Source organism: Flavicella sediminum, from assembly GCF_006381105.1.
Classification (GTDB): domain Bacteria; phylum Bacteroidota; class Bacteroidia; order Flavobacteriales; family Flavobacteriaceae; genus Flavicella; species Flavicella sediminum.
On record NZ_VDET01000015.1, the window covers coordinates 99135 to 125842 of the forward strand.

Annotated in this window: 20 protein-coding genes; 18 read left to right on the top strand and 2 right to left on the bottom strand. The window is 34.6% G+C overall.

The window, feature by feature from the left end:
* The first annotated feature begins 176 nt into the window (after window positions 1-176).
* The 8 genes from FGM02_RS13635 to FGM02_RS13665 all read left to right on the top strand — a co-directional run bounded on the left by FGM02_RS13635 (window position 177) and on the right by FGM02_RS13665 (window position 14334).
* Entirely contained in the window at window positions 177-2036 is a 1860-nt protein-coding gene (locus tag FGM02_RS13635) for a sulfatase-like hydrolase/transferase (protein ID WP_139958985.1), read from the top strand.
* Window positions 2037-2240: 204 nt separating this feature from the next.
* Window positions 2241-5921 (top strand): VPS10 domain-containing protein, encoded by a 3681-nt coding sequence (locus FGM02_RS13640; RefSeq protein WP_139958987.1) that lies wholly within the window; start codon window positions 2241-2243, stop codon window positions 5919-5921.
* A 28-nt stretch (window positions 5922-5949) separates the two neighbouring features.
* Entirely contained in the window at window positions 5950-7578 is a 1629-nt protein-coding gene (locus tag FGM02_RS13645; protein ID WP_139958989.1) for a sulfatase-like hydrolase/transferase, read from the top strand.
* A gap of 76 nt (window positions 7579-7654) precedes the next feature.
* Window positions 7655-7828: a hypothetical protein gene (locus tag FGM02_RS18070; protein WP_166461185.1), complete on the top strand. Its 174-nt coding sequence runs from the start codon at window positions 7655-7657 to the stop codon at window positions 7826-7828.
* 101 nt (window positions 7829-7929) lie between these two features.
* Complete coding sequence (locus FGM02_RS13650; RefSeq protein WP_139958991.1) at window positions 7930-9750, top strand: alkaline phosphatase D family protein; 1821 nt, start codon at window positions 7930-7932, stop codon at window positions 9748-9750.
* Between the two features lie 53 nt (window positions 9751-9803).
* Window positions 9804-11282, top strand: coding sequence for a sulfatase-like hydrolase/transferase (locus FGM02_RS13655; RefSeq protein ID WP_139958993.1), 1479 nt, complete (start codon window positions 9804-9806; stop codon window positions 11280-11282).
* 24 nt (window positions 11283-11306) lie between these two features.
* Window positions 11307-13094, top strand: a complete 1788-nt coding sequence (locus FGM02_RS13660) for an arylsulfatase (protein ID WP_139958995.1) — start codon at window positions 11307-11309, stop codon at window positions 13092-13094.
* A gap of 13 nt (window positions 13095-13107) precedes the next feature.
* Window positions 13108-14334 carry an HYR domain-containing protein gene (locus FGM02_RS13665; protein WP_139958997.1) on the top strand — a complete coding sequence of 409 codons (1227 nt, stop codon included), beginning with the start codon at window positions 13108-13110 and terminating at the stop codon, window positions 14332-14334.
* Between the two features lie 16 nt (window positions 14335-14350).
* On the opposite strand, the gene FGM02_RS13670 is transcribed toward FGM02_RS13665, so the two are convergent.
* Window positions 14351-15670, bottom strand: coding sequence for a DUF2851 family protein (locus tag FGM02_RS13670; RefSeq protein WP_243739413.1), 1320 nt, complete (start codon window positions 15668-15670; stop codon window positions 14351-14353).
* Window positions 15671-15788: 118 nt separating this feature from the next.
* On the opposite strand from FGM02_RS13670, the gene FGM02_RS13675 reads away from it, so the two are divergent.
* From FGM02_RS13675 to FGM02_RS13720, 10 genes are all read left to right on the top strand, one after another.
* A complete protein-coding gene (locus tag FGM02_RS13675; protein WP_139958999.1) occupies window positions 15789-16418 on the top strand; it encodes an NAD(P)H-dependent oxidoreductase in 630 nt (209 codons plus the stop codon).
* A gap of 9 nt (window positions 16419-16427) precedes the next feature.
* Window positions 16428-17891, top strand: coding sequence for an aminoacyl-histidine dipeptidase (locus FGM02_RS13680; RefSeq protein ID WP_139959001.1), 1464 nt, complete (start codon window positions 16428-16430; stop codon window positions 17889-17891).
* A gap of 132 nt (window positions 17892-18023) precedes the next feature.
* Window positions 18024-18788: a ParA family protein gene (locus FGM02_RS13685; RefSeq protein ID WP_139959003.1), complete on the top strand. Its 765-nt coding sequence runs from the start codon at window positions 18024-18026 to the stop codon at window positions 18786-18788.
* Window positions 18789-19673 carry a ParB/RepB/Spo0J family partition protein gene (locus tag FGM02_RS13690; protein WP_139959005.1) on the top strand — a complete coding sequence of 295 codons (885 nt, stop codon included), beginning with the start codon at window positions 18789-18791 and terminating at the stop codon, window positions 19671-19673. It abuts the gene before it with no gap.
* A complete protein-coding gene (locus tag FGM02_RS13695) occupies window positions 19674-20246 on the top strand; it encodes a DUF5683 domain-containing protein (RefSeq protein WP_139959007.1) in 573 nt (190 codons plus the stop codon).
* A gap of 1 nt (window position 20247) precedes the next feature.
* The gene (gene dapB / locus FGM02_RS13700; RefSeq protein WP_139959009.1) at window positions 20248-20949 is read left to right on the top strand and encodes a 4-hydroxy-tetrahydrodipicolinate reductase; all 702 of its coding nucleotides are present in this window, start codon (window positions 20248-20250) and stop codon (window positions 20947-20949) included.
* A 55-nt stretch (window positions 20950-21004) separates the two neighbouring features.
* Window positions 21005-22582: a signal peptidase I gene (lepB, locus tag FGM02_RS13705; RefSeq protein WP_139959011.1), complete on the top strand. Its 1578-nt coding sequence runs from the start codon at window positions 21005-21007 to the stop codon at window positions 22580-22582.
* Between the two features lie 20 nt (window positions 22583-22602).
* The gene (locus tag FGM02_RS13710; RefSeq protein WP_139959013.1) at window positions 22603-23214 is read left to right on the top strand and encodes a WbqC family protein; all 612 of its coding nucleotides are present in this window, start codon (window positions 22603-22605) and stop codon (window positions 23212-23214) included.
* Window positions 23215-23319: 105 nt separating this feature from the next.
* The gene (locus FGM02_RS13715; protein ID WP_139959015.1) at window positions 23320-23898 is read left to right on the top strand and encodes a Crp/Fnr family transcriptional regulator; all 579 of its coding nucleotides are present in this window, start codon (window positions 23320-23322) and stop codon (window positions 23896-23898) included.
* A 114-nt stretch (window positions 23899-24012) separates the two neighbouring features.
* Window positions 24013-24588: a Crp/Fnr family transcriptional regulator gene (locus FGM02_RS13720; protein ID WP_139959018.1), complete on the top strand. Its 576-nt coding sequence runs from the start codon at window positions 24013-24015 to the stop codon at window positions 24586-24588.
* A 49-nt stretch (window positions 24589-24637) separates the two neighbouring features.
* Here the strand turns inward: FGM02_RS13720 and ettA are convergent, their stop codons facing one another.
* Window positions 24638-26329, bottom strand: coding sequence for an energy-dependent translational throttle protein EttA (gene ettA / locus FGM02_RS13725; protein WP_139959019.1), 1692 nt, complete (start codon window positions 26327-26329; stop codon window positions 24638-24640).
* Window positions 26330-26708: the final 379 nt, after the last annotated feature.

Consider the following 26708-nt stretch of genomic DNA (forward strand, 5'->3'; position numbering starts at 1 on the left):
CGCAGACCTAAAAAAAACACAAACAACTAAATATCAATCTACTAAAACAATACATAAGGTTTTTACTCAGCTAAAAAACTTGTTACAAATCATATCTTCTCTTATTAGAATCATATGAAAATATTTTAATACGCGAAATAAGCAATCTTTGTATAGATCATTAAACCTTATGTCGTATGAACTTTAAAAGAACACTTATTTGTAGCTTTTTCCTTCTTTTAGTAATTGGAAAACAGGCTTTTTCTCAAAAGCAAAAATCTGCCAGTCTAAATAATTCGAAACCAAACGTGCTTTGGATACTTACCGATGATCAAAGATACGATGCCATACGTGCCTTTAACAAAATGTTGCACGGCAGAGAAATGAGTGAACTAGGTTATGTGGAATCTCCACAAGTAGATCGCCTGACAAAAATGGGAACTACGTTTATCAACACCTATTGCCAAGCATCAGGTTGTGCTCCTTCTAGAGCTTCTATGCATTATGGCCGTTACCCTTTCCGCACAGGGATTTACGAATTTGAATACCATAATAATTTTGCAGAACATTGTGAACCTACTTTACCTGAGCAAATGGCCTCATTAGGTTACCAAACCTTACATATTGGAAAACTAGGTGTTCGTATTAGAACAAAGGTGAACGGTAAAATGACCAGCCCTAAAATTTATCAAACAGATATCGATTTTAAACAATTAAGACGTGATGGATTGACGGATTGGGGTAAAGATTGGTTTTATGAAATGGATGGAAAAAAGCTAGAGTCACCTATAAAAAATTTAGAATTCTATGTAACTCCAAATGGTAAATTCGAATACATCTCTGAAAAGTTAGAAAAGGAGAATCCGAACGCTCACAAAGGGACGGCAAAATTGGTCATGGAAAAATACGACTTACTAAGACACTACAATAAAAAGAAACCCAAAACAATTTATTCTGGAGGAATTTTAGCCGGTGTCAGTCCGCAACCTGCCGGAAAAACTAGAGATGGTTACTATACTTCTATTTTTGAGGACTTCTTAAAAAATGAAAACAAAAGATTCAAAGCAGGGTCTAGAACTTTTGATGGAGTAGATACTTCGAAACCTTTATTCTGCCATATAGGATTTGATTTCCCACATACACCAGTATTGCCACCAGCTGACTATAGAGCGCGTTTTCAAAAGAAGCAATACAAAATTCCAACCTTGACAAAAACGGAATTAAATTCCATGGCGAAACAGTTTAAAAAGCAAGTAACCGTTAGTTATTCTGATCATTTTACAGATGCTGAAAAACTTGCCATGATACAAGATTATTATGCTTTTTGTGCCTATGGCGACGATTTAGTGGGCCAGGCAACTGACGATTTTATAGCTTACAGCGAAGAAAAAAAACAAGCTTGGATGATTGTTTATGTTTGTGGTGACCATGGTTGGAAACTAAACGAGCACGGCTCTGTCTCAAAATTTACACCTTGGGAAGTTGATAGCCATAACCCAATTGTGGTTGTTTCCTCTGATAAAAAAGCATTCCCTGCCGGAAAAGTAGTACGAGAATATGCTGAATTTGTAGATATCGCTCCTACTATTTTAGCTGCTGCTGGAGCTCCTTTACAAACTAAAAAATTTGATTATTTAGATGGATTTGATATGGCTAAAATTGCTTCAGGAGCTATTGTTGGCCGTGATTATGTTGTGGGTGAGAACCATGCAGTAACCGGACCTAGAGCTTTTATTAGAACAAAAGATTTTATGTTTTCAATTCAATCAAGACCTTCAAAAAAACGCGGAGAAAATATGGAATGGGCAAGAACAGCTAGTTATCCAGATTTAGACCCTTGCCTTTATCAAACATCTTCAGACCCACATGAAATAAACAACTTAGCTTTTAACAAAAAGTATGAAAAAATTGCTAAAATTTTAAAAGAAAAATTAATAAATGTAGTAATTGGTGATGGAAGAGTTGAAGTTAACTGGGGAAAGAAAGCTGATGGAACAACCGTTTATCGAAGTAATTTTGCTCCTGGTGCACACAACCATAAACTAGATTTAAACTAGACCGAATTCTTTTTAATGGAAGCAAATCTGGATACTCATAGTTTCCAGATTTCTTCACGGCAACTTTGCCTTAAAAAATTAATAAGGAATTAAAAACATTACTTGCCTAGTTTAAACCATATCTAACTTTAAGAACTTTCTATTTGCACTAAACTTGTTCTTTACATTTAAAAAACAATTTGGACCAACCAAACAGCTCAAACTATGAACTTCTTAAACAAAATCTTATTCTTTTCTTTTGTATGCTTTCAGTTGCAATCTTTTGCTCAATATACAGCAGGAAATGGTAGTGAATCCAATCCATACAGCATTAGTTCCGCTAACCAATTAATCAACTTATCACAAACTCCATCCGATTGGACAAAACATTTTAAGTTGACCAATAACATTGATATGAATGGATTAAGCTTTACTCCTATTGGAAATAGTACGCAAAGTTTTTCGGGTAATTTTAATGGAGGTTTTTATACCATTAGCAATCTTTCCATTACACCTCCTACTGAATTACTAAATGGAACAGGAATGTTTGGAAAAGTTCGAGGCCATATTTATAATTTGGGAATAAGCAATGTTTCTATAGATATCAATGGCTACAGTCGTGTAGGAGCTTTTGCTGGAATTTTAGAAGCTGGCGGTACTATCAAACAATGTTTTTCTTTGGGCGGAACCATCAATGTTGGCAATGGAGGTTGGACAGGTGGAATCGTAGGTGCTATGTTCTCTGGATCTGCTAATACAGTACAAGACTGTTACAGTTCCACAAATATTTCAGGTAGTTGGGGTTGCGGTGGAATAGTAGGTGTGACCAGAGGAGCACATAGTATTGATCGAGTTGTTTTTTACGGAACGGTGACTGGAGGAAATGCCATTGTGAGTATTCAAAACGATACAGCAGATGCTCAAAAAAACGGTATCGCACCAACCCATGCTTTTTTTGCTAGTTCAACAGGTGCTTCTGACTCAGAGGCAGTCAGCTTAACTTCTGAACAATTAACACAAACTTCAAACTATATCTTCTTCGACTTTAACAATATTTGGAAAATTGACAGTGAATTAGGTTATGCAGTATTGCAAATGGAACTTCCAGAAATTCCGTTTTTTGAGAAAATTAGAACACAAAGAGTAACTTCAAGCAATAAAGTAGTTTGGAAAAATTTTGGACCAGGAACCTCTGGTTATTGCGAAGAGTTTTGGTGTCATCCTACAGACCCTAATGTGATGTTTAGTGGACCAGATATGCATGCTGCTTTTGGAACTTGGGACAATGGAAAAACTTGGCAAACCTTAAAAGATTACGATGGTACTGGAGTAGATTTAAGACGTGTTATTGATATCAAATTCTCCTTAACAAATCCAGATTATGGAATGTTGTTTGATAACAACCAAACAGGAAGTAGTACGAGCGGGAAAATTTTTGAGACTCACGATAGAGGAAGAACTTGGAGCTATTTAAAAACAATGGGTAAAGCCCATTCTAAATTAGCAGTCCACCCTACAAACGACAATATTTGGTTTTTAGGAGCTGGTGACTTTTGGAACGTAAAAGAAAATCACAGAAGTTTAGCAAAGCCAAACGGAATTAAAATAGGAAGAGCAGACTATGGCCATGTATGGAAAACGACAGATAAAGGAAAAAATTGGAAAAAAGTAGCCACTTCAATTTCATCAGATTTAGATGTTGGTAGAATTATTTTTAACCCAGCAGATCCATCTGTCCTAATTATGGCCACAGGGCAAGGAATGTTTAGAAGTACAGATACGGGAGAAACATGGACGGCAAGTGCTACCGGATTGCCTCATAATTTACCCAGGGATTTAACTTCGTATTATAATAAAGAAACAGGTGAATTTATTCTATACACAGTAGAACAAACCAAATACACGCCTAACGGAACAAGTATTACTACTACAGGTGGCGTGTATAAAAGTACAGATACAGGTTTAACTTGGCAGCGTATTACAGGGAACTTAGGATTGAATTTACAGACAATAAACAACTATTTTGTACAAGACAGATATCATCGTTCTGTAGCTTATTGGTTGGGAATTTCAAAAGCAGATTCTAAAAATACGTATACTACCTATCCTATTTGGACACTACCCGTTTATAACAGATTGGTCGTGAATCCTATGGATAAGAACGAATTGTATTTGGTACATAATAAAAAACACGACAAAGGTTTTGGACCAGGAGATGTATGGAAATCTGAAGATGGAGGTGCTACATGGTTTGCTTGTGCTAGAAGTGGATCTTATTGGATTGCAGAAGAAAATAAATCGTATTGGGAAGCTAAAAACAATCCAACTGGAGCGAATATAGATTTTGCGCATTTACAAGTAGCTCAAGATGAAGGAACCGAAGGTGCTGGAACTAGAATGTTAGCGATCAATTCAATCGGTCAGGTTTTTACAGGAATAGAACAACAATTATTACGATCTAACAACAAAGGAGTTTCTTGGTCTCAGGTTGATGATGATGAAACATCTGAAGGAAGTAATAAATGGATTGGACGAGGAAACACAAATTTACCAGGAAGGTTTTTGTTGTTAGAAACAGGAGTACCAGGAAGAAAATTATTGTGCAGTGGTGAACATGGATTATGGCAAACTACTGATATTGGAGATTGGCCTGATGCGGATGCTGTAGCGGTTGAGCAAATAGAAGGACAAGTGCATGATCATAGTGGAAATCACGGAGCACATTCTATTTCTACAGTTGCCGTTCACCCTAATAATCCTGATATCATTTACTTTATAGCTTGGAGACAAGAACACAGAGGGAAATTTAGAAAATCAACAGATGGAGGAAAAACTTGGGAAAACATAGCCACTATTTTTGAAGCCGATAATGGATCTTGGGAATCTGTAGGTACTCAATATTCTTTAATTATAGATCCTGTAAATCCAAATAATATATATTTTACGTCTATATACAAGCCAATTTCAGAAATTGGTGGTGGAAAAAATGTGGATTTAACCAAAGGAGCATATGGTGTGTATCGCTCTACGGATGGTGGATACAATTGGTCGGTTAGTAATAATGATTTTCCTGTAGGATCTAGTATTAATAGAATTGCCATGCATCCAGACAATCCTCAAGTAATTTTTGCGGCTATGAATCAGTGGGGAACTAATGATTCAGGCGGATTGTATAAGTCTGTAGACGGAGCCGTAAACTTTACCAAGATGACCATTCCATCGGTGATAAAATCGGTAAATAATATTTTTATAGATAGAAATACCAAAGATTTATTTATTTCTACCGGATCACGTTCTGGTACTTTAGAAGGAGGTGGTGTTTGGAAAAGTACAGATGACGGTACTAATTGGGAACGAATTTTTCAAGCTCCCTATGTATGGCAAACGGAAGTATCTCCTGCCAATTCTAACATCATCACTATTTCTGTAGCGGCTCAAGTTCCAAACCAAGTTGATGAATTCTTAAACCCTGGTGCTTATTTATCTATTGATGCTGGAGCCACTTGGACTAAAATTAATAAAGGTCTAGCACATTCTGACAGAATTGTAGATATCAAACCAGACCCTATTGATGAAAATGTATTGTGGTGTGCTGGCTGGGGAAGTGCTTGGTACAAAGCAACTTTTACCCCTTCTAATTTAAGTGTTGAAGAAACACCTGTAGAAAAACAAGAAATTACTATTTACCCAAACCCTGTAACGGGATATGAAATAAACATTTCGGGATTAACTAATTTCAGTAATAATGTAAACTATACCATCATCAACACATTAGGAGAAATAGTTCGTTCTAATAAATTGTTAGATCAAAAAATAGAGATCACACAGTTAAATGAAGGATTCTATTTCTTGATATTAGCTGACGAGAACAAAAAGATTTCTCGTAAATTTTTGATTAAAAAATAAACAAACTAGAAAGTTAAACTTCCATCAAATGAAATACTTAAACAAAACATTTCTTTTAACTACCATCGCCTCTTTAATCTTTGGCTTTTCATCTAATGCTCAGAAAAAACCAAATATAATTTTATTGTATGCCGATGATATTAGTGCTCGTGAATTGCCTTTTTACGGATCGGATACATGGACATTACCCAAGGGAGGAAACTTAAAAGGAGGAGATACACAAGATGTAAGATACAGAGCTAAAACTCCAGTGTTAGATCAATTGGCACAAAAAGGAATGTATGTAAAAACAACTTGGGCAGCAACAGTTTGTGGGCCAAGTAGAGCTATGATGATGACGGGTAGGTATGCACATTTACACAAATGGTGGCATAATAAAGATAAAGGAAAAGCCCCCAACGGAAAAGGTTCTTGGGATTTGTACGGTAGTTCTCCGCATTCTATTTCTATGATTGCTAAAAAAGGGGGCTATACGACATTTTGGGCTGGAAAAACACAAATGAATATTGAAGGCTTTGAATTTGATGAAGGTTGTTTTACACCAGGTGAAGGTTCCTATAACAAAGCCATTCATACAACTGATTTTAGACTAGAAACCAGAAAAGTAAATGGAAAAAAGAAAATATACAATGCCGATACAAATAAAGCATTGACGCAAAAAAGTTATGTACAATCGGGTTGGTACTGGAAACCTCATGTACAACTGATGAACAATCCTAATGCTAAAGAAAGTTTAGAATGGTGGCCAAATACAAAAGCTTCTGAAAAAGAATTTGGACTAAATACATTTGGGCCTGATGTAGAATTAAAATATGTTTTTGACTACATGGAAAGAAAAGAAAAAGAAGACAAACCTTTTTTTATTTACCATACCAGTCATTTAGGACACGATGCCTTTGATTTTTTTTACCCTGAATCCGGAAACAAATGGCCAGGAACTCCTAAAATTCATTGGGATGGTAAAAAATACACACGTACAGAACCTAATATTACGGGTGACAATGGTGTGTACAATACACATGGAACCATTACAGAAGATGGAATTCACAACCACGTAAATTATTTAGATTATCAGGTTTCTTTGTACATGGAAAAACTAAAAGAATTAGGAATAGAAGACAATACTATTTTTATTTTTTGTGCAGATAACGGAACAAGTGGTTATGGAAAATCTAGCCCTGTTTCTCAAAAAGGAACACATGTTCCAATGCTTATTTATGCACCTGTTTTAAAAATGACCAAAAAAGGAGCGCAAGACGTACTAGTAAACATCTCTGATGTATTACCAACCATTGCAGATATTGCTGGAGTTAAAATTCCAGATTCTTATGAAATTAATGGAGAAAGCTTACTTCCTTTTTTAACAACAAAAAAAGAAAAGCATAGAGAATGGATTTATGCGTACCACAAGGAAACTCAAATTGTACGAGGAAATTTAGTAATGAAAGATGGAAATAATTTTTGGTATGATGTGAGTAAAACTCCTTCAAACTTAATTAGTTTTCCAAAAATCAAAGACTGGAATACTGTATCAGCTGCTCACAGAAAACAACGTGATGAATTGCTGCAAATTACACCAAAATACAACTTACACGAGACCGAACATGATGCTCCTAAAAACGGTTATGGAAAAGTAACGCCATTGACATTGAGATAAAATGAAAAATATAATTAGAAGTGCGTGCTTTCTTTTACTCATGCTTTCAGCAAATGCACAAACAAAAATTGCGAGCATGGGTAAAACCTTAACAGATTTTGAAATTGCAGGAGAGGACGGGATGTATCGAATTGCAAAAGCTAAAATCATCAACAAAGGAACTGTTGTACAAGTTTGGAATGATGAAATTCAAAATCCTAAAAATGTTCGATATGGCTGGCAAAAGTTATATAGAAGGTTCTCCTTTTAACACAGTCGGACTACCCGAGTCTAGTTTTTGTACAGAACATTTTGATGCCTTCTTAAAGAAAAACGAGTAGTATAGCTACTTTAAAATAAAACTACGATCCTATGTTATTGTATCTAAAAAAATCAAAACTGAATTGCCTATTTCTATGCATTGCATTTTTAATTCCTATTAACCATGCAACTGCTCAAAGTCCTGTAGAAATTTCTAAAAAACTCGAAAAAAACAAAATTTGTTTTGCCTTGTACACTGTGCATGAACAAACTTTAAAATTAACGGCTCAGTTTTATCCTGTAAAAAATTACGATCCGTATACAGCAGAATTGCAAATTAAAAACAATGGAAAATGGGAAACTGTTCAGGAAGCTAGAATTGAATACCCAGGATATACTGCTCTTTTTAGAATAGAAAATTGGGATGACACGCAAGAAAAAGAATATCGAGTAGCCTATAAAAACTCTTTTTTTTATGAAGGGATCATTAGAAAAAATCCAAAAGAAAAAGAGGAAATTATAATGGCTGCATTTTCATGCTGGTCGATTTATGAAAAACATGGAGGACAAGGTCCTGCGGACGATATCCTTAATAATTTAAAAAAACTACAACCTGATGTATTGTTTTTTGCAGGAGATCAATCTTATGATCATAGCGACCATTATGGTTATTGGTTAAAGTTTGGAGAAGTCTTTGGAGACATTATTAGAAATACACCCACCATTGTCATTCCAGACGATCATGATATGGGTCAGGGTAATTTATGGGGTGATGGAGGTAGAAAAGCCAAAACAAGAGATGGAAATTTTGGAGGTTATTACATGCCTGTAAATTATATCAAAGAAGTAGAAAGAGCGCAAACCAGTCATTTACCAGATCCGTATGATCCTACACCTGTAATGCAAGGAATTGGAGTTTATTATACCGATTACAAATGGGGAGGAATGAGTTTTGCTATTTTAGAAGATCGTAAATTTAAATCGGGGCCCAAAAGAGTTTTAGGAAAATCTAGATTTCATGACACACGTGAAATGGATGTTGAAGAAGCTACTTTGTTAGGAGAAAGACAATTAGATTTTTTAGAAGCTTGGACTACCGATTGGAAAGATGCTGAAATGAAAGCTGTTTTATCTCAAACCATTTTTGCAAATGTAACTACCCATTCGCCAACGCTAGACAAAAAACAAAAGTACAGCGTAGATTCTAACGGATGGCCACAAGCAGGAAGAAACAAAGCCTTATCTGTTATTCGCAAAAGTTTTTCTTGTATGATTGCAGGAGATCAACACTTAGGTTCTGTGCTACACCATGGAATAGAAGATTGGAACAATGCAGGATATTCTTTTGCTGTGCCTGCGGCTTCTAATTTTTGGATGCGTTGGTTTAAACCCGATGCTCCTGGGAAAAATCATGTAAAAGGAATGCCAGATTATACAGGAGAGTATTTAGATGCTTTTCATAATAAAATGACGGTCTTAGCCATTGCAAATCCAGAACATAAAGACAATACGGAAAAAGAAAATCTTTTAAACGGTAGAGCTTCCGGTTACGGAATTATTCGTTTTAACAAAACAACTAGAAATACTACTTACGAGTGCTGGGCAAGAAATGTAGATATGTTTGCTCCTGACGCCAAACCTTATAACGGATGGCCTGTAACCTTTCATCAATCAGCTAATTTTTTAATTAAAAACGCATACGAATTACCGCTATTAAAGTTGACTAAAGAAAACCAAGTAGTTACCGTAAAAAATCAATTTACCAAAGAGGTTATTTCTTCTATTAGAATAAATGGAAATAAGTACCAACCTACAGTTATGTACCCAGGAGTTTATAGTATTTCTATTGGTGAAGATGCTGCTACAAAACACCTATTTGAATTAGAGGCTGTCAAGAAAAACAAAAAACAGCTACAAATAAAAGTCAATTAATTAAGATTTCTAGTACTTGACTTCTAAAACCTACGAATAAAAAAATAGCCCTCATGAGAAAAATCATACATACGAATATCCTACTCCTTTTTGCTTTTACAAGTCTTAGTTCTTTTGCTCAAAAAGTGCAAAAACCAAATATTATTTGGATCATTACCGACGAACATAATTTTAGAACCTTAGGCTGCTACCGCGATTTAATGGATGACACACAAGCCAAGCAATGGGGAGACAAAGTCGTAGAAACCCCGAATTTAGACTGGCTAGCCAATAACGGAGCTTTATTTACAAGTATGTATGCAGCTTCACCTGTTTGCTCTCCATCTAGAGCGAGTATGTTTACAGGACAATATCCACACACGGTAAACATGTCGGTCAACAACAAAATAATGAATAAAAACTATCCTACTACGGCAGCTATTTTAAACCAACAAGGCTATAAAACAGGTTATATAGGAAAGTGGCATTTGAGTGGAGATGCAAAACCAGGATGGGCGCCAGATAGTTATGGATTTAACGACAACCGATACATGTTTAACAGAGGGCATTGGAAGAAATTTGGAATGAAAGAAGATGGCACACCTTTTATAGATTCTAAAGATAAAAAAGGAGAACTTTCTTACAATATGAATGGAGCAAATGAAAAAACATATTCTACAGATTGGTTAATGGACAGAGCCTTGAATTTTATAGAAAAAAACAAGAAAGATCCTTTTTACTGTGTGGTAAGTTTACCTGAACCGCATGGGCCAGATGCTGTAAGAGCTCCTTATGACACCCTATATAAAGATGTGAAATTTGACATGCCAAGAACTTTTACAGAGGGCAGAAACGAACACTCTCCTTATTGGAGAAAAAAAGACAAACAGGTAAATGATCCAAAAAAAATGCAAAAAATGATTGCTACCTATTTCGGTTCTGTTAAATGTATTGATGATAATATTGGAAAGCTTATTACATCTTTAAAAGAACAAAAAATACTTGACAACACCATCATTCTCTTTTCTTCAGACCATGGAGATTTGTTAGGAGAACACAATCAAATCAACAAAGGCGCTCCTTTTGAAGGCTCTGCACTTATTCCTTTTATTGTATACCACAGTCCTACAATTACTCCTGGAACCATTGTCAAAAAACCAGTCAATACTACGGATTGGATGCCTACTTTTTTAAGTATGGCAGGTGTAAAAAATCAACCAAAAAGTGCAGGTAGAGATTTGACGCCATTAATTCATAAACCAGAATTAAAAACTTGGAACGATGTTACTTTTAGTAGAATTCATAAAAGATGGCTAGCCGTTATTAACGATCGCTACAAACTAGCCATTGATGTTTCCAAATCAGCCCCTTGGCTAATCGACACTAAAATTGATCCTGATGAGTTGATCAACCATTTTGGAGAACCTTCTTATAAAGACATTACTTTGAAATTAGCCAAAAGCATGAAGGTTTATTTAAAAGAACAAAAGGATCCTTTTGAAAAGGATTCTAAGTTTATGACAAAACTGAACAACATACTAATGAACAACTAATTTTTCAGCTCATTTTTTCAATTTATGAATCCATCCAACTTCTTTAAAACCTTAGTCTTCTCAATAGTTTGCACACTAACTATTTCTGCAAAATCTAAAAAAAATAAGCCACCCAATGTCATTCTTATATTAACAGATGATTTGGGAATTGGAGATTTGGGTTGTATGGGAAACCCATGGTTAAAAACGCCAAATATTGACGCATTTTATAAGGAATCTGTTCGAATGACGGATTTTCATGTTACTCCCTTATGTACTCCGACTAGAGCAGCAATTATGACAGGTAGATATCCTATTAATAATGGAGCTTGGGCTACGTTTAAAGGAAGAGATGCTTTATCACAAAGTTCGATAACAATGGCTGATATTTTTAAAAAGAACGGTTATACAACAGGAATGTTTGGGAAATGGCATTTAGGAGACAACTACCCTACTCGACCAACAGATTGCGGTTTTGACACTGCCATACATCACTTAGCAGGTGGTGTCGGCGAGCTATCCGACTATTGGGGAAATAGTTATTTTGATGATGTGTATTATGTCAACAATGAACCCAAACAATTTGAAGGTTACTGCACTGATGTTTGGTTTGAAGAAACAACGAAATTCATCAATAAAAACAAGGAAAAACCATTTTTTGTATACCTACCAACCAATGCGCCTCATGACCCATTAATTGTTGCCGAAAAATATGCCGAACCTTATAAAAAATTTGAGGGTAAAAATATTATTAGCGCCAACTTATATGGAATGATTGCTAATATTGATGAGAATTTCGGCAAGTTTTATTCCTATTTAAAAAATGAAGATTTATTGAACAATACCATCCTAATATTCATGAGCGATAACGGAAGTCGTTATGGTTATAGCAAAGACGGAAAGCTTGGTTATAACAAAGGATATGAAGGAATCAAAGGTGACAAACTAGAGGGAGGTCATCGTGTTCCTTTTTTTATTCGTTGGCCTAATGGAAAAATACAAGGAGGAAAAGATATCGGAAACTTGGCAGCTCATGTAGATTTGATCCCCACTTTAGCTAGTTTGTGTCATTTGACGCTGCCTGAAAACATGAATTTAGATGGTCAAGATTTTTCTCCCTTATTAAAGAAGAAAAAAGGAAAAATTGCAGAAAGAACAGCTTTTATTCATCACAATCAAGACTGGCGCCCACCTGCTGATGTTGCAAAAACTTGTATCATGAAAGGAAATTGGAGATTGTTGAATGGTAACAAATTATACGATATTGAAAAAGATCCTAAACAAAAAAACAATCTAGCTCAACAGCATCCTGAATTGATCAAAGAGCTGTTACAACATAACAAAGAGTTTTTAAAACAAACAAAAAGCAATCCAGAGTATCGTGAATTGCCAGTTCATGTAATTGGAAACAAAGCACAGAAGGAAATTACCCTAACCATTCAGCATGCAATTGGAGAAGATGGTGGAATTTGGAAACCTGAGCAAGTCGCAGAAGGCATAAAAAACAGCAACAACACACATGCAATAAGTGTAGAACGTGCTGGAGAATATTTAATATCATGTAGAAGATGGCCAAAAGAATGTCCTGGTCCCATTCTTGGAATTCCAGAAAAAAATCCAAAAAACGTATATCATTACAAAACGATAGCACCTGCTAAAGTGAGAATAAGTATTGCCAATCAGATGTATGAAAAAGATATATTGGCTAAAGATGAAGCGGTTACTTTTAAAGTGTTTTTAAACAAAGGGAAAACATTTTTGGTAAACGATTTTATTGAGGGAAAGGAAAAATACGGTGTGTATTATACTTATGTAAAACATCTAGGTGAATAAAAAAAATAGAATTATGAAAACAAAAAAAACTTTAAGAATTTTACACGTAATGCTTTTGCTATTTACAATATCGTGTAATACTGATGACGATAAAACAGGAATTGTATCGGAAATAGATACTGAAGTCCCAGTCATTCAATGCCTATCAAATATTACTGTCTCTATAAGCGCTACTGAAACAGGCATTATTGTGAACTTTCCAAAACCGATAGCAACGGATAATATTAGTGCCACCGTTACACAAATTAAAGGTATTTCTCCAGGAAAGATATTCCTTGTAGGAACCACAACGAATACATTCCAAGCAAAAGATGCTGCGGGAAATATTTCTGTATGTAGTTTTGATGTGATTATTACAAGAGAGACTCCTTCTTTAAACATGCCTTATTTAATAGGAAACAACCCCACTCCTACAGGAAAAAAGTGGGTTAAAATGGAAGATTTATCTGATGAATTTGAGGGCACTTCTATTAGTAGTAATTGGGATACACGCTCTGTGGTACCTGGAAGATTTAATTGGCTAGGAAGATTTCCTGGACTATTTCAAGTCGAAAATATGAGTGTTGTTGATGGTGAATTACGCATGGAAGCGAAAAAAGAAGTGGAACCTATAAACCTGAGCAATAAAGATTGGACACATACGGGGGCCATTATCAGATCCAATGCATTCGTAAAACCAGGAATGTTTATTGAAGCCAAAATGAAAACCACCACAACTATTATGTCTGGTACATTTTGGATACAAGCTCCATCATCAGATTGTACCATACTTCCAAAAACAGAATTAGATGTTACAGAAAGTATTGGAAGAAGTTCGGGTAAGTTTAAACCTACAGAACCTGGAGAAGAAGTCCCTACTTGGTATGCAAATGCAAGAGAAGATTTTTTACAAGGAATGAATGCCACAGCTCGTGAAAGAACGTCAGCCTGTACTTCCAAAGCAGTAAATAGAGGAACTCCTTCTGACAAAGGAGGTACATTCTCTCCATCGGAAGATTTTCACGTCTATGGATTTCATTGGGAAGACCCAACCAAATTGCATTTTTATATAGATGGAATTTATAGCCATAGTATTGTGCCAAGTATTCCTTTTAACACGCCAATGGCTATAATTATGGCTATTGAAACCTATGATTTTAACTGGCCAAATGATGCAGAAGCTGATGGGTTTAATGAATCAAAAATAGATCGATCTACAAGATACAAATGGGTTAGAACTTGGAATTTAGAAGATGAATAAATAGTTTATTTAAATCTCATTTTTTCAACAATTGCAATCCTATTGCACAGTGTAAACATTTTTTAGGCTTGCAATACTCATTCTTTAATTGAATTAATGCTTGAGAATCCATCGCATTTTTAGCCACGATTTCTAGTTTGTTGAAATTTGATATAATGGTATTTTTCTCAGGCTTTATCAGTTGCACTAATTTTTCAAGTTTCTCAAATTCGTGACTTCCTTTTATTTTTTGATACGTATACATTACCGGTATTATGGTATTTATCAATAACAAATCCACAAAAGCTTTGGATATTTTTTTACTCTTTTTTGAAGAAATTTTCCCAAAAGTATAATGGGTTTCCCAATAGCTACTTGTTTTTAAATCAAACAATTCATAATAATCTGTAATTGCATTTAGTGACTGTATTTTAGAAAATAAATTTTGATGCTGCTGATATATCTGTGCCAATTGCGAAATTCTAATGGTTGGGAAATTAGCGGGTCTTAGTCTGAAAAACGAAAACTGTCCATAAAAAATAGGTACTAATTTGTATTTATGTTTTATAAAATCGAATTCTTTTTTTAATTCTTTCCCATAAACATCTTCCATTTCAGAATTTAAAAACCCTGCTTGACCGAATAACAATACTTCCAGTCCGTTTGTTAGTGTTTGTTGTTTTCTAAATACTTTAAATTCAAATGATCGAGCAAGGTTTAAAAATGCTTGTCCGTTTAATTTCATACCAAAACACTTCGCCATTAAAACAAACAATACGGCTTCCCAATCATTTGCAGATGCTTGTAACAAATCTAAAATTTGCTTCGATTTAGTTTCCAAACGCTCAAAATACAAACGCGTTAACCAACTGTTTAAAAACAAACTGGAAATATGTTGTACATCCTTTTCACATAAAATCCATTGTTCCTTTTTGTACAGCAAGGCCAAATAATTTTTTAAGGAATTTTCATGAACAAATGATTTTAAAACCAAGGTTACAATTTCATCACCATTGCTTCTTAAAACAGGTACATCATACTCCCAAACCACATGCAATATAACGGCATTATAATTGTCATCCACTTCATGATGATGCGCATACCAATCAGAAGATTTTAAATGCATTTCAACTGTACCCGCCCAGATCAATCCATTTATTTCCAAACGAGCATTCAAAAAATCAGGACCTGAATCTTCATTATGCATTCCCAATTGAATTGGCTTTATTTTTTCGCCGTTGCACCCAATTAAGTTTTGAAAATCAAATAATTTATACTTCCAAACATAATGTAAAAACTCTTCTTTTATCGGTACAAAAGTACCTCCTGATTCAAGTGGCAAGGTGTAATCTCTCATAACTGCAATTTTCTTATTAAGATACGAAATCTAATACAAACCTCCTTTAAAGGCCTTTGTTACGAACAAGGATTGTGACAAATAAAGTGTACTTTTGCAGGAATTAAAAGATATTTCAATGAACATTTTAAACGATCTTTTGTGGCGATATGCCACAAAAAAATTCGACAGTACAGAAAAAATTTCTAAAGAACAACTAGACACGCTAAAAGAGGCTTTTAACTTAACGGCCACTTCTTATGGATTGCAACCGATAAAAATGTTGGTCATTGAAAATAAAGAACTTCGTGAAAATTTGGTACCCATATCTTATGGGCAACGACAGGTGGTAGATGCTTCGCATTTATTGGTCATTTGCATTCAAAAAGACTATACGGTAAAAGATGTCGAAGCTTATTTTGAATTGGTGAAAAAAATTAGAAATACACCAGATGTGGTTATCGATCCTTTTAAAAAAAATGTGGTTTCTATTTTTTCAAACAAACCTGTTGAAGACATACAACAAGCTTCAAAATTTCAAGCCTATTTAGCCTTAGGTAACCTACTTACCGTTTGTGCTGCCTTAAAAATTGATAGCTGTCCGATGGAAGGTTTTATCCCTGAAAAATTAGACGAAATTTTGAATTTAAACGAATTAAATTTACAATCTGTTTTATTATTACCCGTAGGAATTAGAGCCAGCGACGACCCAATGTCTGGGCAGAAAAAAGTAAGAAAACCTATCTCAGAATCTGTCATAGAACTATAATAGCATTCCATGAATAAAGAAATTAGAAATACAGAACCAAAATCGTTGTGGAATCATTTTTCCGATATCAACGCTATTCCTAGAGCTTCTAAAAAAGAAGAAAGAATCATTGCACATATGGTGGCTTTCGGAAAGAATTTAGGACTAGAAACGGTCGTTGATGACATTCAAAATGTCATCATCAAGAAAAAAGCCACCCCTGGAATGGAAAACCGCAAAACCGTGGTTTTACAATCTCATTTAGACATGGTGCATCAAAAAAACAACAGCTCTAATTTCGACTTTGATACGCAAGGAATTCAAATGGAAATAAAAGATGGTTGGATTCATGCAATGGATACAACCCTTGGCGCTGACAATGGTATTGGTGTGGCTGCCATTATGAGTATTTTATCAGCTACGGATATTCCTCACCCTCCTATTGAAGCTTTATTTACCATAGATGAAGAAACAGGAATGACAGGCGCTATGGGTTTACAACCTGGCTATTTAAACGGAGATATCTTACTAAATTTAGACACGGAAGACGACGATGAAATTTCTATTGGATGTGCAGGTGGAATAGATGTTACAGCTACGCAGAGCTATGAAGAATACGACTGCCCTGAAGAAACAACCGCCTATGAAATTATTGTAAACGGTTTGCAAGGCGGACACTCAGGAATGGATATTCACAAAGGGTTAGGAAATGCCAACAAAATTATGAATCGCCTTTTATTTATGGCTTATGATAATTTTGAATTGTCTATTTCTTCCTTACAAGGAGGCGGTTTGCGAAATGCAATCCCAAGAGAATCTAAAGCCATTGTTGTTGTAAAAAATAAATTCACAGAAGCTTTTTCCTTTGAATTTAATGCGCTAACAAAGCTTATCAAAAAAGAATTTTCTTTCTTAGAAAAAGAACTTCAACTACAATTAATAGAAACTTCGACTCCTAAAAAAGTTTTAGACATTCGATTTCAAAAAAATCTAATTCAAAGTTTGTATACCTGTCATAACGGTGTATTTACCATGAATGCAACCATTCCAGAATTGGTTGAAACCTCTAATAATTTAGCAAGAGTTAGTGTCGGAAATGGAAGTGCTAAAATAGCTTGTTTGACACGTTCTTTTTCAGAATCAGGAAAAATGGATGTCGCCAATGCCATTAGATGTTCTTTTGAATTGGCCGGATTTACCGTCAATTACGCAGGTGACTATCCCGGTTGGGAACCCAATTTAAATACAGAAATATTAGGCATTCTTGAAGAAACCTATAAAAATCTATTTTCAGAAACACCACGAGTAATGGCCTGCCATGCTGGTTTAGAATGCGGTATCTTAGGGACACATTACCCCAATATGGAAATGATTTCATTTGGACCAACCATAAAAGGAGCTCATTCACCTGATGAAAAGGTTAACATTGCTTCCACGCAAAAATTTTGGAAATATTTATTGGAAATTTTGGCAAGAATTCCTGTCAAAAGTTAGAAAAAAAACCTTGCAACAGTGCTAAGTTTCAGCTTATAAATCAAGCTTTCAAATAATTACAAGTTTGTTAACATCTTACTTTTTATAAACCCATAAATAATCGTATTTTTGGTCTTTAAAAAAATTTCTTAAATGGGTAAAATTATAGCAATTGCAAACCAAAAAGGTGGCGTGGGAAAAACCACGACTTCCGTTAATTTGGCTGCCGCTTTAGGAGTGCTAGAAAAAAAAGTATTGTTGATTGATGCTGACCCTCAAGCAAATGCTTCTTCGGGCTTAGGTGTTGATGTAGAAAATATTGAATATGGAACCTACCAAATTTTGGAGCATGCCGTATCTGCTAAAGAGGCCATAACAACAACGGATTCTCCAAATGTAGATATTATTCCTGCTCATATTGACCTTGTGGCCATTGAAATTGAATTGGTAGATAAGGAAGACCGAGAATACATGTTAAAAAAATCATTAGCTTCTATAAAAGATGATTATGATTATATTTTAATTGATTGTGCACCTTCTTTAGGATTGATTACGTTAAATGCCTTAACGGCAGCTGATTCCGTAATTATTCCTATTCAATGTGAATATTTTGCATTAGAAGGTTTGGGTAAATTATTAAACACTATTAAAAGTGTTCAAAAAATACACAACGCAAATTTAGATATTGAAGGACTTTTATTAACGATGTTCGATTCTAGATTACGTCTGTCTAATCAGGTAGTTGAAGAAGTGAAAAAGCATTTTAATGAAATGGTTTTTGATACCATTATTCAAAGAAACACACGTTTAGGTGAAGCACCAAGTTATGGTGAAAGTATTATTGCTTATGACGCTACGAGTAGAGGGGCTGTAAATTACATCAACCTTGCTAACGAAGTATTAAAAAAGAACGCATAGATGGCAAAGGCAACTAAAAAACAAGCTTTAGGACGTGGATTATCTGCGCTATTAAAAGAAACTGACAATGCAGCAACAGATAAAAATGCAGATGCCATTGTTGGAAGTATTATTGAATTAGAATTGAGTGCTATTGAAGTGAATCCATTTCAACCTAGAACTTATTTTGATGAAGAAGCATTGACTGAATTAGCGAATTCTATTAAAGAATTAGGCGTTATTCAACCCATAACCGTTCGTAAAATAGCTGGAAATAATTTTCAATTGGTTTCTGGTGAACGTCGTTTTAGAGCCTCTAAATTAATAGGAAATAAAACCGTTCCTGCTTATGTACGCTTGGCCAACGACCAAGAAATGTTGGAAATGGCTTTGGTTGAAAATATTCAACGTAAAAACTTAGACCCTATTGAAGTTTCTCTTTCTTACCAAAGATTGATTGATGAAATAAAATTAACCCAAGAAGAATTGAGTATTCGTGTTGGAAAAAAACGCTCAACGGTAACCAATTATTTACGTTTGTTAAAATTAGACCCCATCATTCAAACAGGAATGAGAGATGGTTTTATTTCTATGGGGCATGGTAGAGCCTTGATAAATATCAGTGATTTAAGTGAGCAGATTCAGATTTATCAGCAAATTTTAAAAGACAAGTTATCAGTTCGTCAGACCGAAGAATTGGTGAAAAATTTAAAAAACCCAAAACCGAGTTCCAACAAAACTAAAAACAGCAAAACACCCAATTTTGTAAATGATGGTGTTGCTGTAATTAGTGAGTTTTTTGGACATAAAATAAATGTATCTGTCAATGAAAAAGGAAAAGGTAAAATTTCTATTCCCTTTCATTCTGAAGAAGATTTTAATAGAATAAAAAAATTACTAGAATAAGTGTCTAAAAAAATCACATACCTTTTATTGTTTTTTAGTTTTAGTCTAACTTTTAAAACCATAGCGCAACAGATTCCTAATCTGACTAGCGAACAAGTTTTTATAAAGGATGGCTACAACCCACTTACTCCGGCCAGAGCGGCTTTTTATTCTGCTATTATTCCTGGAATGGGACAGTTGTACAATAAAGATTATTGGAAAGTTCCGGTTGTTTACGGTGCACTTGCCATTCCTATTTATTACTATTCTACCAATGCAAGATCTTATAAGAGATATCGTACTGCCTTTAAATTAAGAGAAGCAGGCTTGCAAGATGAATTTACAACAGATTCTGGAACCGAACTTATATCAAGAGAAGGACTGATCAGTGCTCAAAAAATTTTAAAACAAAATAGAGACACTTCCCTACTTACCTTTGCTGGTTTGTATGCGCTTCAAATTTTAGAAGCCAGTGTAAGTGCACATTTATTACAATTTAACGTGAATGATAAAATTTCATTCGATCCACAATTATACCAAGAGCCAGTTTCTAAAGAAACAATTTTAGGGCTTACATTAAATATTAAATTTTAAGATGAAAATAGCATTATTAGGATACGGAAAAATGGGACAAACAATTGAAAAGATTGCACTTAGTCGTGGTCATGAAATTGTTTTGAAAATAGACAAAGATGCTCCTGCATATGATATTTCTATTGCCGATGTTGCAATTGATTTCAGCATTCCAAGCTCAGCTGTCGATAATATTACCAATTGTTTAAACAACAATGTTCCTATTATTTCAGGAACTACAGGTTGGTTAGACAGTTTTCAAGAAATGAAAGATTTATGTGCTACCAAAGAAGGAGCATTTATTTATGCTTCCAATTATAGTTTGGGTGTAAATATTTTCTTTGAATTAAACAATCACTTGGCAAAAATGATGGCTAATTTGGATCAATATGATGTAAATATTGAAGAAATTCATCACAAACAAAAACTAGACGAACCTAGTGGTACGGCAATAACATTGGCTGAAAGTGTTATTGAACATACAAAAAACAACCAATGGGAATTGGACAAAGCAACACAGGAAAATAGCATTCCTATTACGGCTATTAGAAGTCCTGAAGTTCCTGGTACACATACCATCACGTACAATTCTTCAGTAGACCAAATCGATATCAAACATACGGCACACAACCGTCAAGGTTTTGCTTTAGGGGCAGTGGTTGCTGCGGAATGGATTATCGGTAAAAAAGGAGTTTTCACCATGAAAGATGTATTGGGAATTTAACAAGTCCCTAACGGGTTTATAATACGCATTTAAGCATCTTTGAAAAAAATATTTTATGACACTTACAGAATGGCTTTTGTTTATCCTTGTTGTACAAGGAATACATTTTTTAGGAACTTGGAAATTATATAAAAAAGCAGGAAGAAAACCTTGGGAAGCCTTGGTTCCTGTATACAATGCCATCGTTCTTACCAAAATTATCAACAGGCCTTCTTGGTGGGTCATTCTACTTTTTATCCCCGTAATTAATTTATTAATTTTTCCGGTAATTTGGGTAGAAACAGCGCGTAGCTTCGGAAAAAATTCAACTACTGATACGTGGTTGACCATTTTGACCTTAGGTTTTTATTTGTATTACATCAATTATGCATTGGACGTGACCTATGTAGAAAATAGAAGTCTAAAACCAAAATCTGAAGTAGGAGAATGGGTAAGCTCTATTATTTTCGCCATTGTTGCCGCTACATTGGTACATACCTACGTGATGCAACCGTATACCATTCCGACTTCTTCTTTAGAAAAATCTTTATTGGTTGGTGATTTCCTTTTTGTAAGTAAATTTCATTACGGAGCAAAAATCCCTTCCACAGTAGTTGCAGCCCCAATGGTACATGATACATTGCCTTTAATTCATACCAAGTCTTATTTATACAATGACGATCCTGCACAAAAAGAATCTTCATGGCTGAACAAATTGCAATTACCCTATTTAAGAATACCTGGTTTTCAAAAAATAAAAAGAAATGATATTGTTGTTTTCAACTGGCCAGCAGATACAGTACAACGATTTTTCTATAAATCGAAACGAAAATATATAAAACCTATCGATAAAAAATCGAATTATGTAAAACGCTGTGTCGCCATTGCCGGTGATTCCTTAGAAATTAGAGACGGATTTATTTATATTGATGGTAAGCATTCTGAAATGCCAGAAAGAGCCAAACCACAATTTTACTATACAGTTGACACTGATGGGAAAAACTTAAGTGAAAACAGCCTCTACAACCGTTATCATGTTCGAAGAGGTGAAGCAGGGATCAGTCAAGGAAAATACATTCTTAATTTAGATGAAGAAAATGCTGAAGCAATAAAAAATAATCCTATGGTTAAAAGTGTTGTTCGCAATATAAAACCTAAAGGAAGTCCTGAAGCCGTATACCCTTCTATTAATAAAAATTGGAACCGCGACAATTATGGTCCTATTTATATTCCAGAAGAAGGTAAAACAGTTGCTTTAAATACTGAGGTATTGCCACTATACAAAAAAATAATTACCGATTACGAGCACAATTCTTTGGGTGTAAAAAATGGCACGATCTACATCAACAATAAAGTAGCTACAACTTATACTTTCAAACAAAACTATTACTGGATGATGGGTGATAACCGTCACAACTCTGAAGATTCAAGATACTGGGGATATGTACCTTTTGACCACGTAGTAGGAAAACCAGTTTTTGTATGGTTTAGTTGGGATACCTATGGAAAAGGCTTGGACAAAATTAGATGGGAAAGATTGTTCACCGTTGTTCACGGCGAAGGTAAAACCACCTCTTATTTTTATTACTTCCTAGTTTTATTAGCTCTTTACATTGGCTATTCTCAATACAGTAAAAGAAAAGCAAAACAATAACTGGAGTTAACTTTACATCGATGACATTAGTTCACCCAAGCTACTTCTCACCCATTGCACAGTACGTGGCCATTTTAAAAGCCGATACCTATGAGTTTGAAGTAGAAGACAATTTTCAAAAACAAACCTATAGAAATCGATGTTATATTTTTGGACCTAATGGCAAACAGTTATTAAACGTACCTGTAAAACACGAAAAAGGAGTGAAATTAATGACCAAAGACGTTGCCATTGATTACGACACCGCAGACTGGCAATTGAACCATATGCGCTCCTTTCAAGCCGCCTACAGGTCTTCTCCTTTTTATGAATTCTATGAAGATGACATTCTTAAAATATTTCAAAAAAAACACAAATATTTACTCGATTTGAATTTGGACATACATGAGTTCCTCATGGAAAGTTTACAAGAAGAAAATTCATATACCAAAACTTCAACATATATTTCGACAGCTTTAACTCATGATTTTAGGTTCCTGGTCAATGCGAAACAAAAAGAAGAAAAGCGCTTCAAAAACTACATTCAAATGTTCGACAACAAATTTGGCTTTTTGAATAACCTAAGTGTTTTAGACCTCTTATTTATGGAAGGACCAAGCGCAAGTATTTACTTAAAAAAACAGCTCGTTTAAACGATTCTTTACAATAAAATTAACACTTTAAAACTTACAAAGTTGTCTGTTCTCAGGTATCTTTGCAAATTACAAGATTTGTAATTAAAAAATAAAACGAATACAGTGGAAGAATTTGTAAAAACAGTAAACTTAATATCTCCTATTTCGCAAGAATCATGGCTTGAACTTAGCCAAATTTCTACTGTTATTGACGTCCCTAAGAAAACCAAACTCAACAAAATAGGTGAATATCCTCATTCCTTTTATTTTATGATTTCGGGAAATGCAAGAGGATACATCAACACCAGTAATAACACAGAATACAACAAAGCCTTATTTACTGAAAATATGTTTTTTGGCGCCTTAGCTGCATTGGTTAAAAACACAAATTCTAGAGTAGCTTATGAAACCTTAACCAATTCTAGAATTGTGAAAATTAATTTTAGAAAATTTATAGAGCTTGTGGAAACTAGAGAAGATATAAATCTTCTTTACATAAAATTATTAGAAACTATTTTTCTTCGACTTGAACAAAGAGATATAGAAATGGTAACACTTGATGCTACAGAAAGGTATCTAAAGCTAAAAGAGCGCTTACCAAATATCGATAAAGAAATTTCTTTATATCAAATAGCTTCCAATTTAGGCATTACCGCAATTCAATTAAGTAGAATTAGAAAAAAACTACTTTTCAAGAAATAATTTCTTCATTATAAGTACTTCCAAAATATTACTAAAAACAAATATACGAATCCTATTTATTAACAAATGTTATCGTATATTTATCGAGTAGTAATCACAAAAAATAAATGATAAATGGATCCCCTACATCAATTCATGAGTGCTATTTCCCCCATATCTGAAAAATCTTTTCAGGATTATATGGAATTATGTAAACCTAAGTTCTGCAAAGCAGGAACCGTCTTAAGTAAAATAGGAGATGTTCCTGAAGTGCTTTATTTTATAAAAACCGGTATCGCAAGATCTTATAGTATTTCTGACAAAGGCGTAGAATATATCCGCTCATTAATTAGTCCAAACAATATATTAGCTCCTACAGAAGCTTTGATAAAAAAACAAGCTTCTAAAATTGGATTGCAATGCCTAACAGATTGTGATGTCCTTGAAATAAATTACAAAGACTTATTAGAAGTAAATAAAAATAACAACGAAATAGCTGCTTGGTATACCAAAACCGTTGAATTGCATTATGCACATTTACAAAAAATGAATGACGAATTGCTTACCTTAAATGCAACCGAACGCTATTTAAAATTGCAAAAAAGAATTCCAAATATCGACAATCAAATAAATCAATACCATATTGCTTCTCACCTAGGAATTACCCCTATTCAATTATCTAGAATTCGAAAGAAATTATACAGTAAATAAAAAAAGCGATACAAATTTGTATCGCTTTTTTTTATAAAAATTCATTCCATTAACGAATCAACTTTTTGTATTTAATACGTTTCGGCATTAGGTCACCACCCAAACGTTTCTTTTTATTTTCTTCATATTCAGAAAAACTTCCTTCAAAGAAATAGACAGAAGAGTCTCCTTCAAAAGCAAGTATATGTGTACAAATTCTATCTAAAAACCATCTATCATGCGAAATAACTACTGCACAACCTGCAAAGTTCTCTAGACCTTCTTCCAAAGCTCTTAAAGTATTTACATCCAAATCATTTGTAGGCTCATCCAACAACAATACATTTCCTTCTTCTTTTAAAGTCATTGCCAAATGCAAACGGTTACGTTCACCACCTGACAAAGTACTTACTTTTTTATTCTGTTCAGATCCACTAAAATTAAAACGACTTAAATAAGCTCTAGAATTTACCATTTTTCCGCCCATCATAATCAAGTCCTGCTCATCAGCAAAATTTGCCCAAATAGAACGCTCAGGGTCAATATCAGAATGCGATTGATCTACGTAAGCAATCTTAGCTGTGTCACCCACCGTAAATTCACCACTATCAGGTTTTTCCTCGCCCATAATCATTCTAAAAATCGTCGTCTTACCAGCACCATTCGGCCCAATAATTCCAACAATTCCATTCGGAGGTAAATTAAATTCTAAATTGTCATATAACAATTTATCTCCAAATGCCTTAGATACAGCATTTGCATCAATCACATTAGATCCTAACCTAGGACCATTCGGAATATAAATCTCTAATTTTTCTTCTTGTACTTTTTGGTCTTGGTTCATCAACTTATCATAACTCGCCAAACGTGCCTTCGATTTTGATTGTCTTCCCTTAGCTCCCTGACGAACCCATTCCAATTCACGCTCCAAAGTTTTTTGTCTCTTAGAAGCTGTTTTATCTTCCTGTGCCATACGCTGAGATTTCTGATCCAACCATGAAGAATAATTTCCTTTCCATGGAATTCCTTCACCTCTGTCCAATTCTAAAATCCATCCAGCAATATTATCTAAGAAATATCTATCATGCGTAACCGCAATCACCGTCCCTTTATATTGTGCCAAATGATGCTCTAACCAATGTACAGATTCCGCATCCAAGTGATTGGTAGGCTCATCCAATAACAATATATCTGGCTGTTGTAAAAGCAATCTACACAAAGCAACTCTTCTACGCTCACCACCTGACAATACTCCAATTTTTGTATCAGGTTCCGGTGTACGCAAGGCATCCATCGCTATTTCCAATTTGGTATCCAATTCCCAAGCATCCGAAGCATCAATTTGATCCTGTAATTCTGCTTGACGGTTCATCAATTGTTCCATCTTATCAGCATCAGAATACACTTCTTCCAACCCAAACTGATCGTTAATTTTATTGTATTCATCTAAAACTGCTACCGTCTCTGCAACACCTTCCTTAACAATATCTAAAACCGTTTTCTCGTCATCCAAAATAGGTTCCTGTTCTAAAAATCCAACAGAGTATCCAGGTAAAAAATTAATATCACCCTGATAATTTTTTTCAACTCCTGCAATAATTTTAAGCAAAGAAGATTTACCAGAACCATTCAATCCTAGTATTCCAATTTTCGCTCCATAGAAGAAACTTAAATGTATATTTTTTAAAACTTGTTTTCCCGTGCTTTGGTAGGTTTTACTTAAACCCGACATTGAGAAAATCACTTTCTTATCGTCTGACATAATCGTATTTTTAAATGTGAAGTGCTTATTAAAAAGCAGTTACAAATATCGTAAATTAGAATGAATTAATATGTCAATCCATTGTATTAAAACAATAGTTTATAAACAGTTTGGGCGTTCCCTTTCAGGTCGGGCTTTCCGTTGTATCTTTTTATAGCTTATTATACACAGATTTCGTCCCCTCAGCTCCTCGACGGGTGTGGAAGCTTGTAACATAATCTAGTGAAGCTATAAAAAGGATGCCACTGCAATCCCTAACGCGAACTGAGTGTTGAGTTTTGAGTGTTGAGTGTTGCGTGTTTTAAATTTTAAAAAAAATCCTAACACCACTTTCTAGCTACCAACTACCAACTACCATCTACCAACTACTTGATACTTG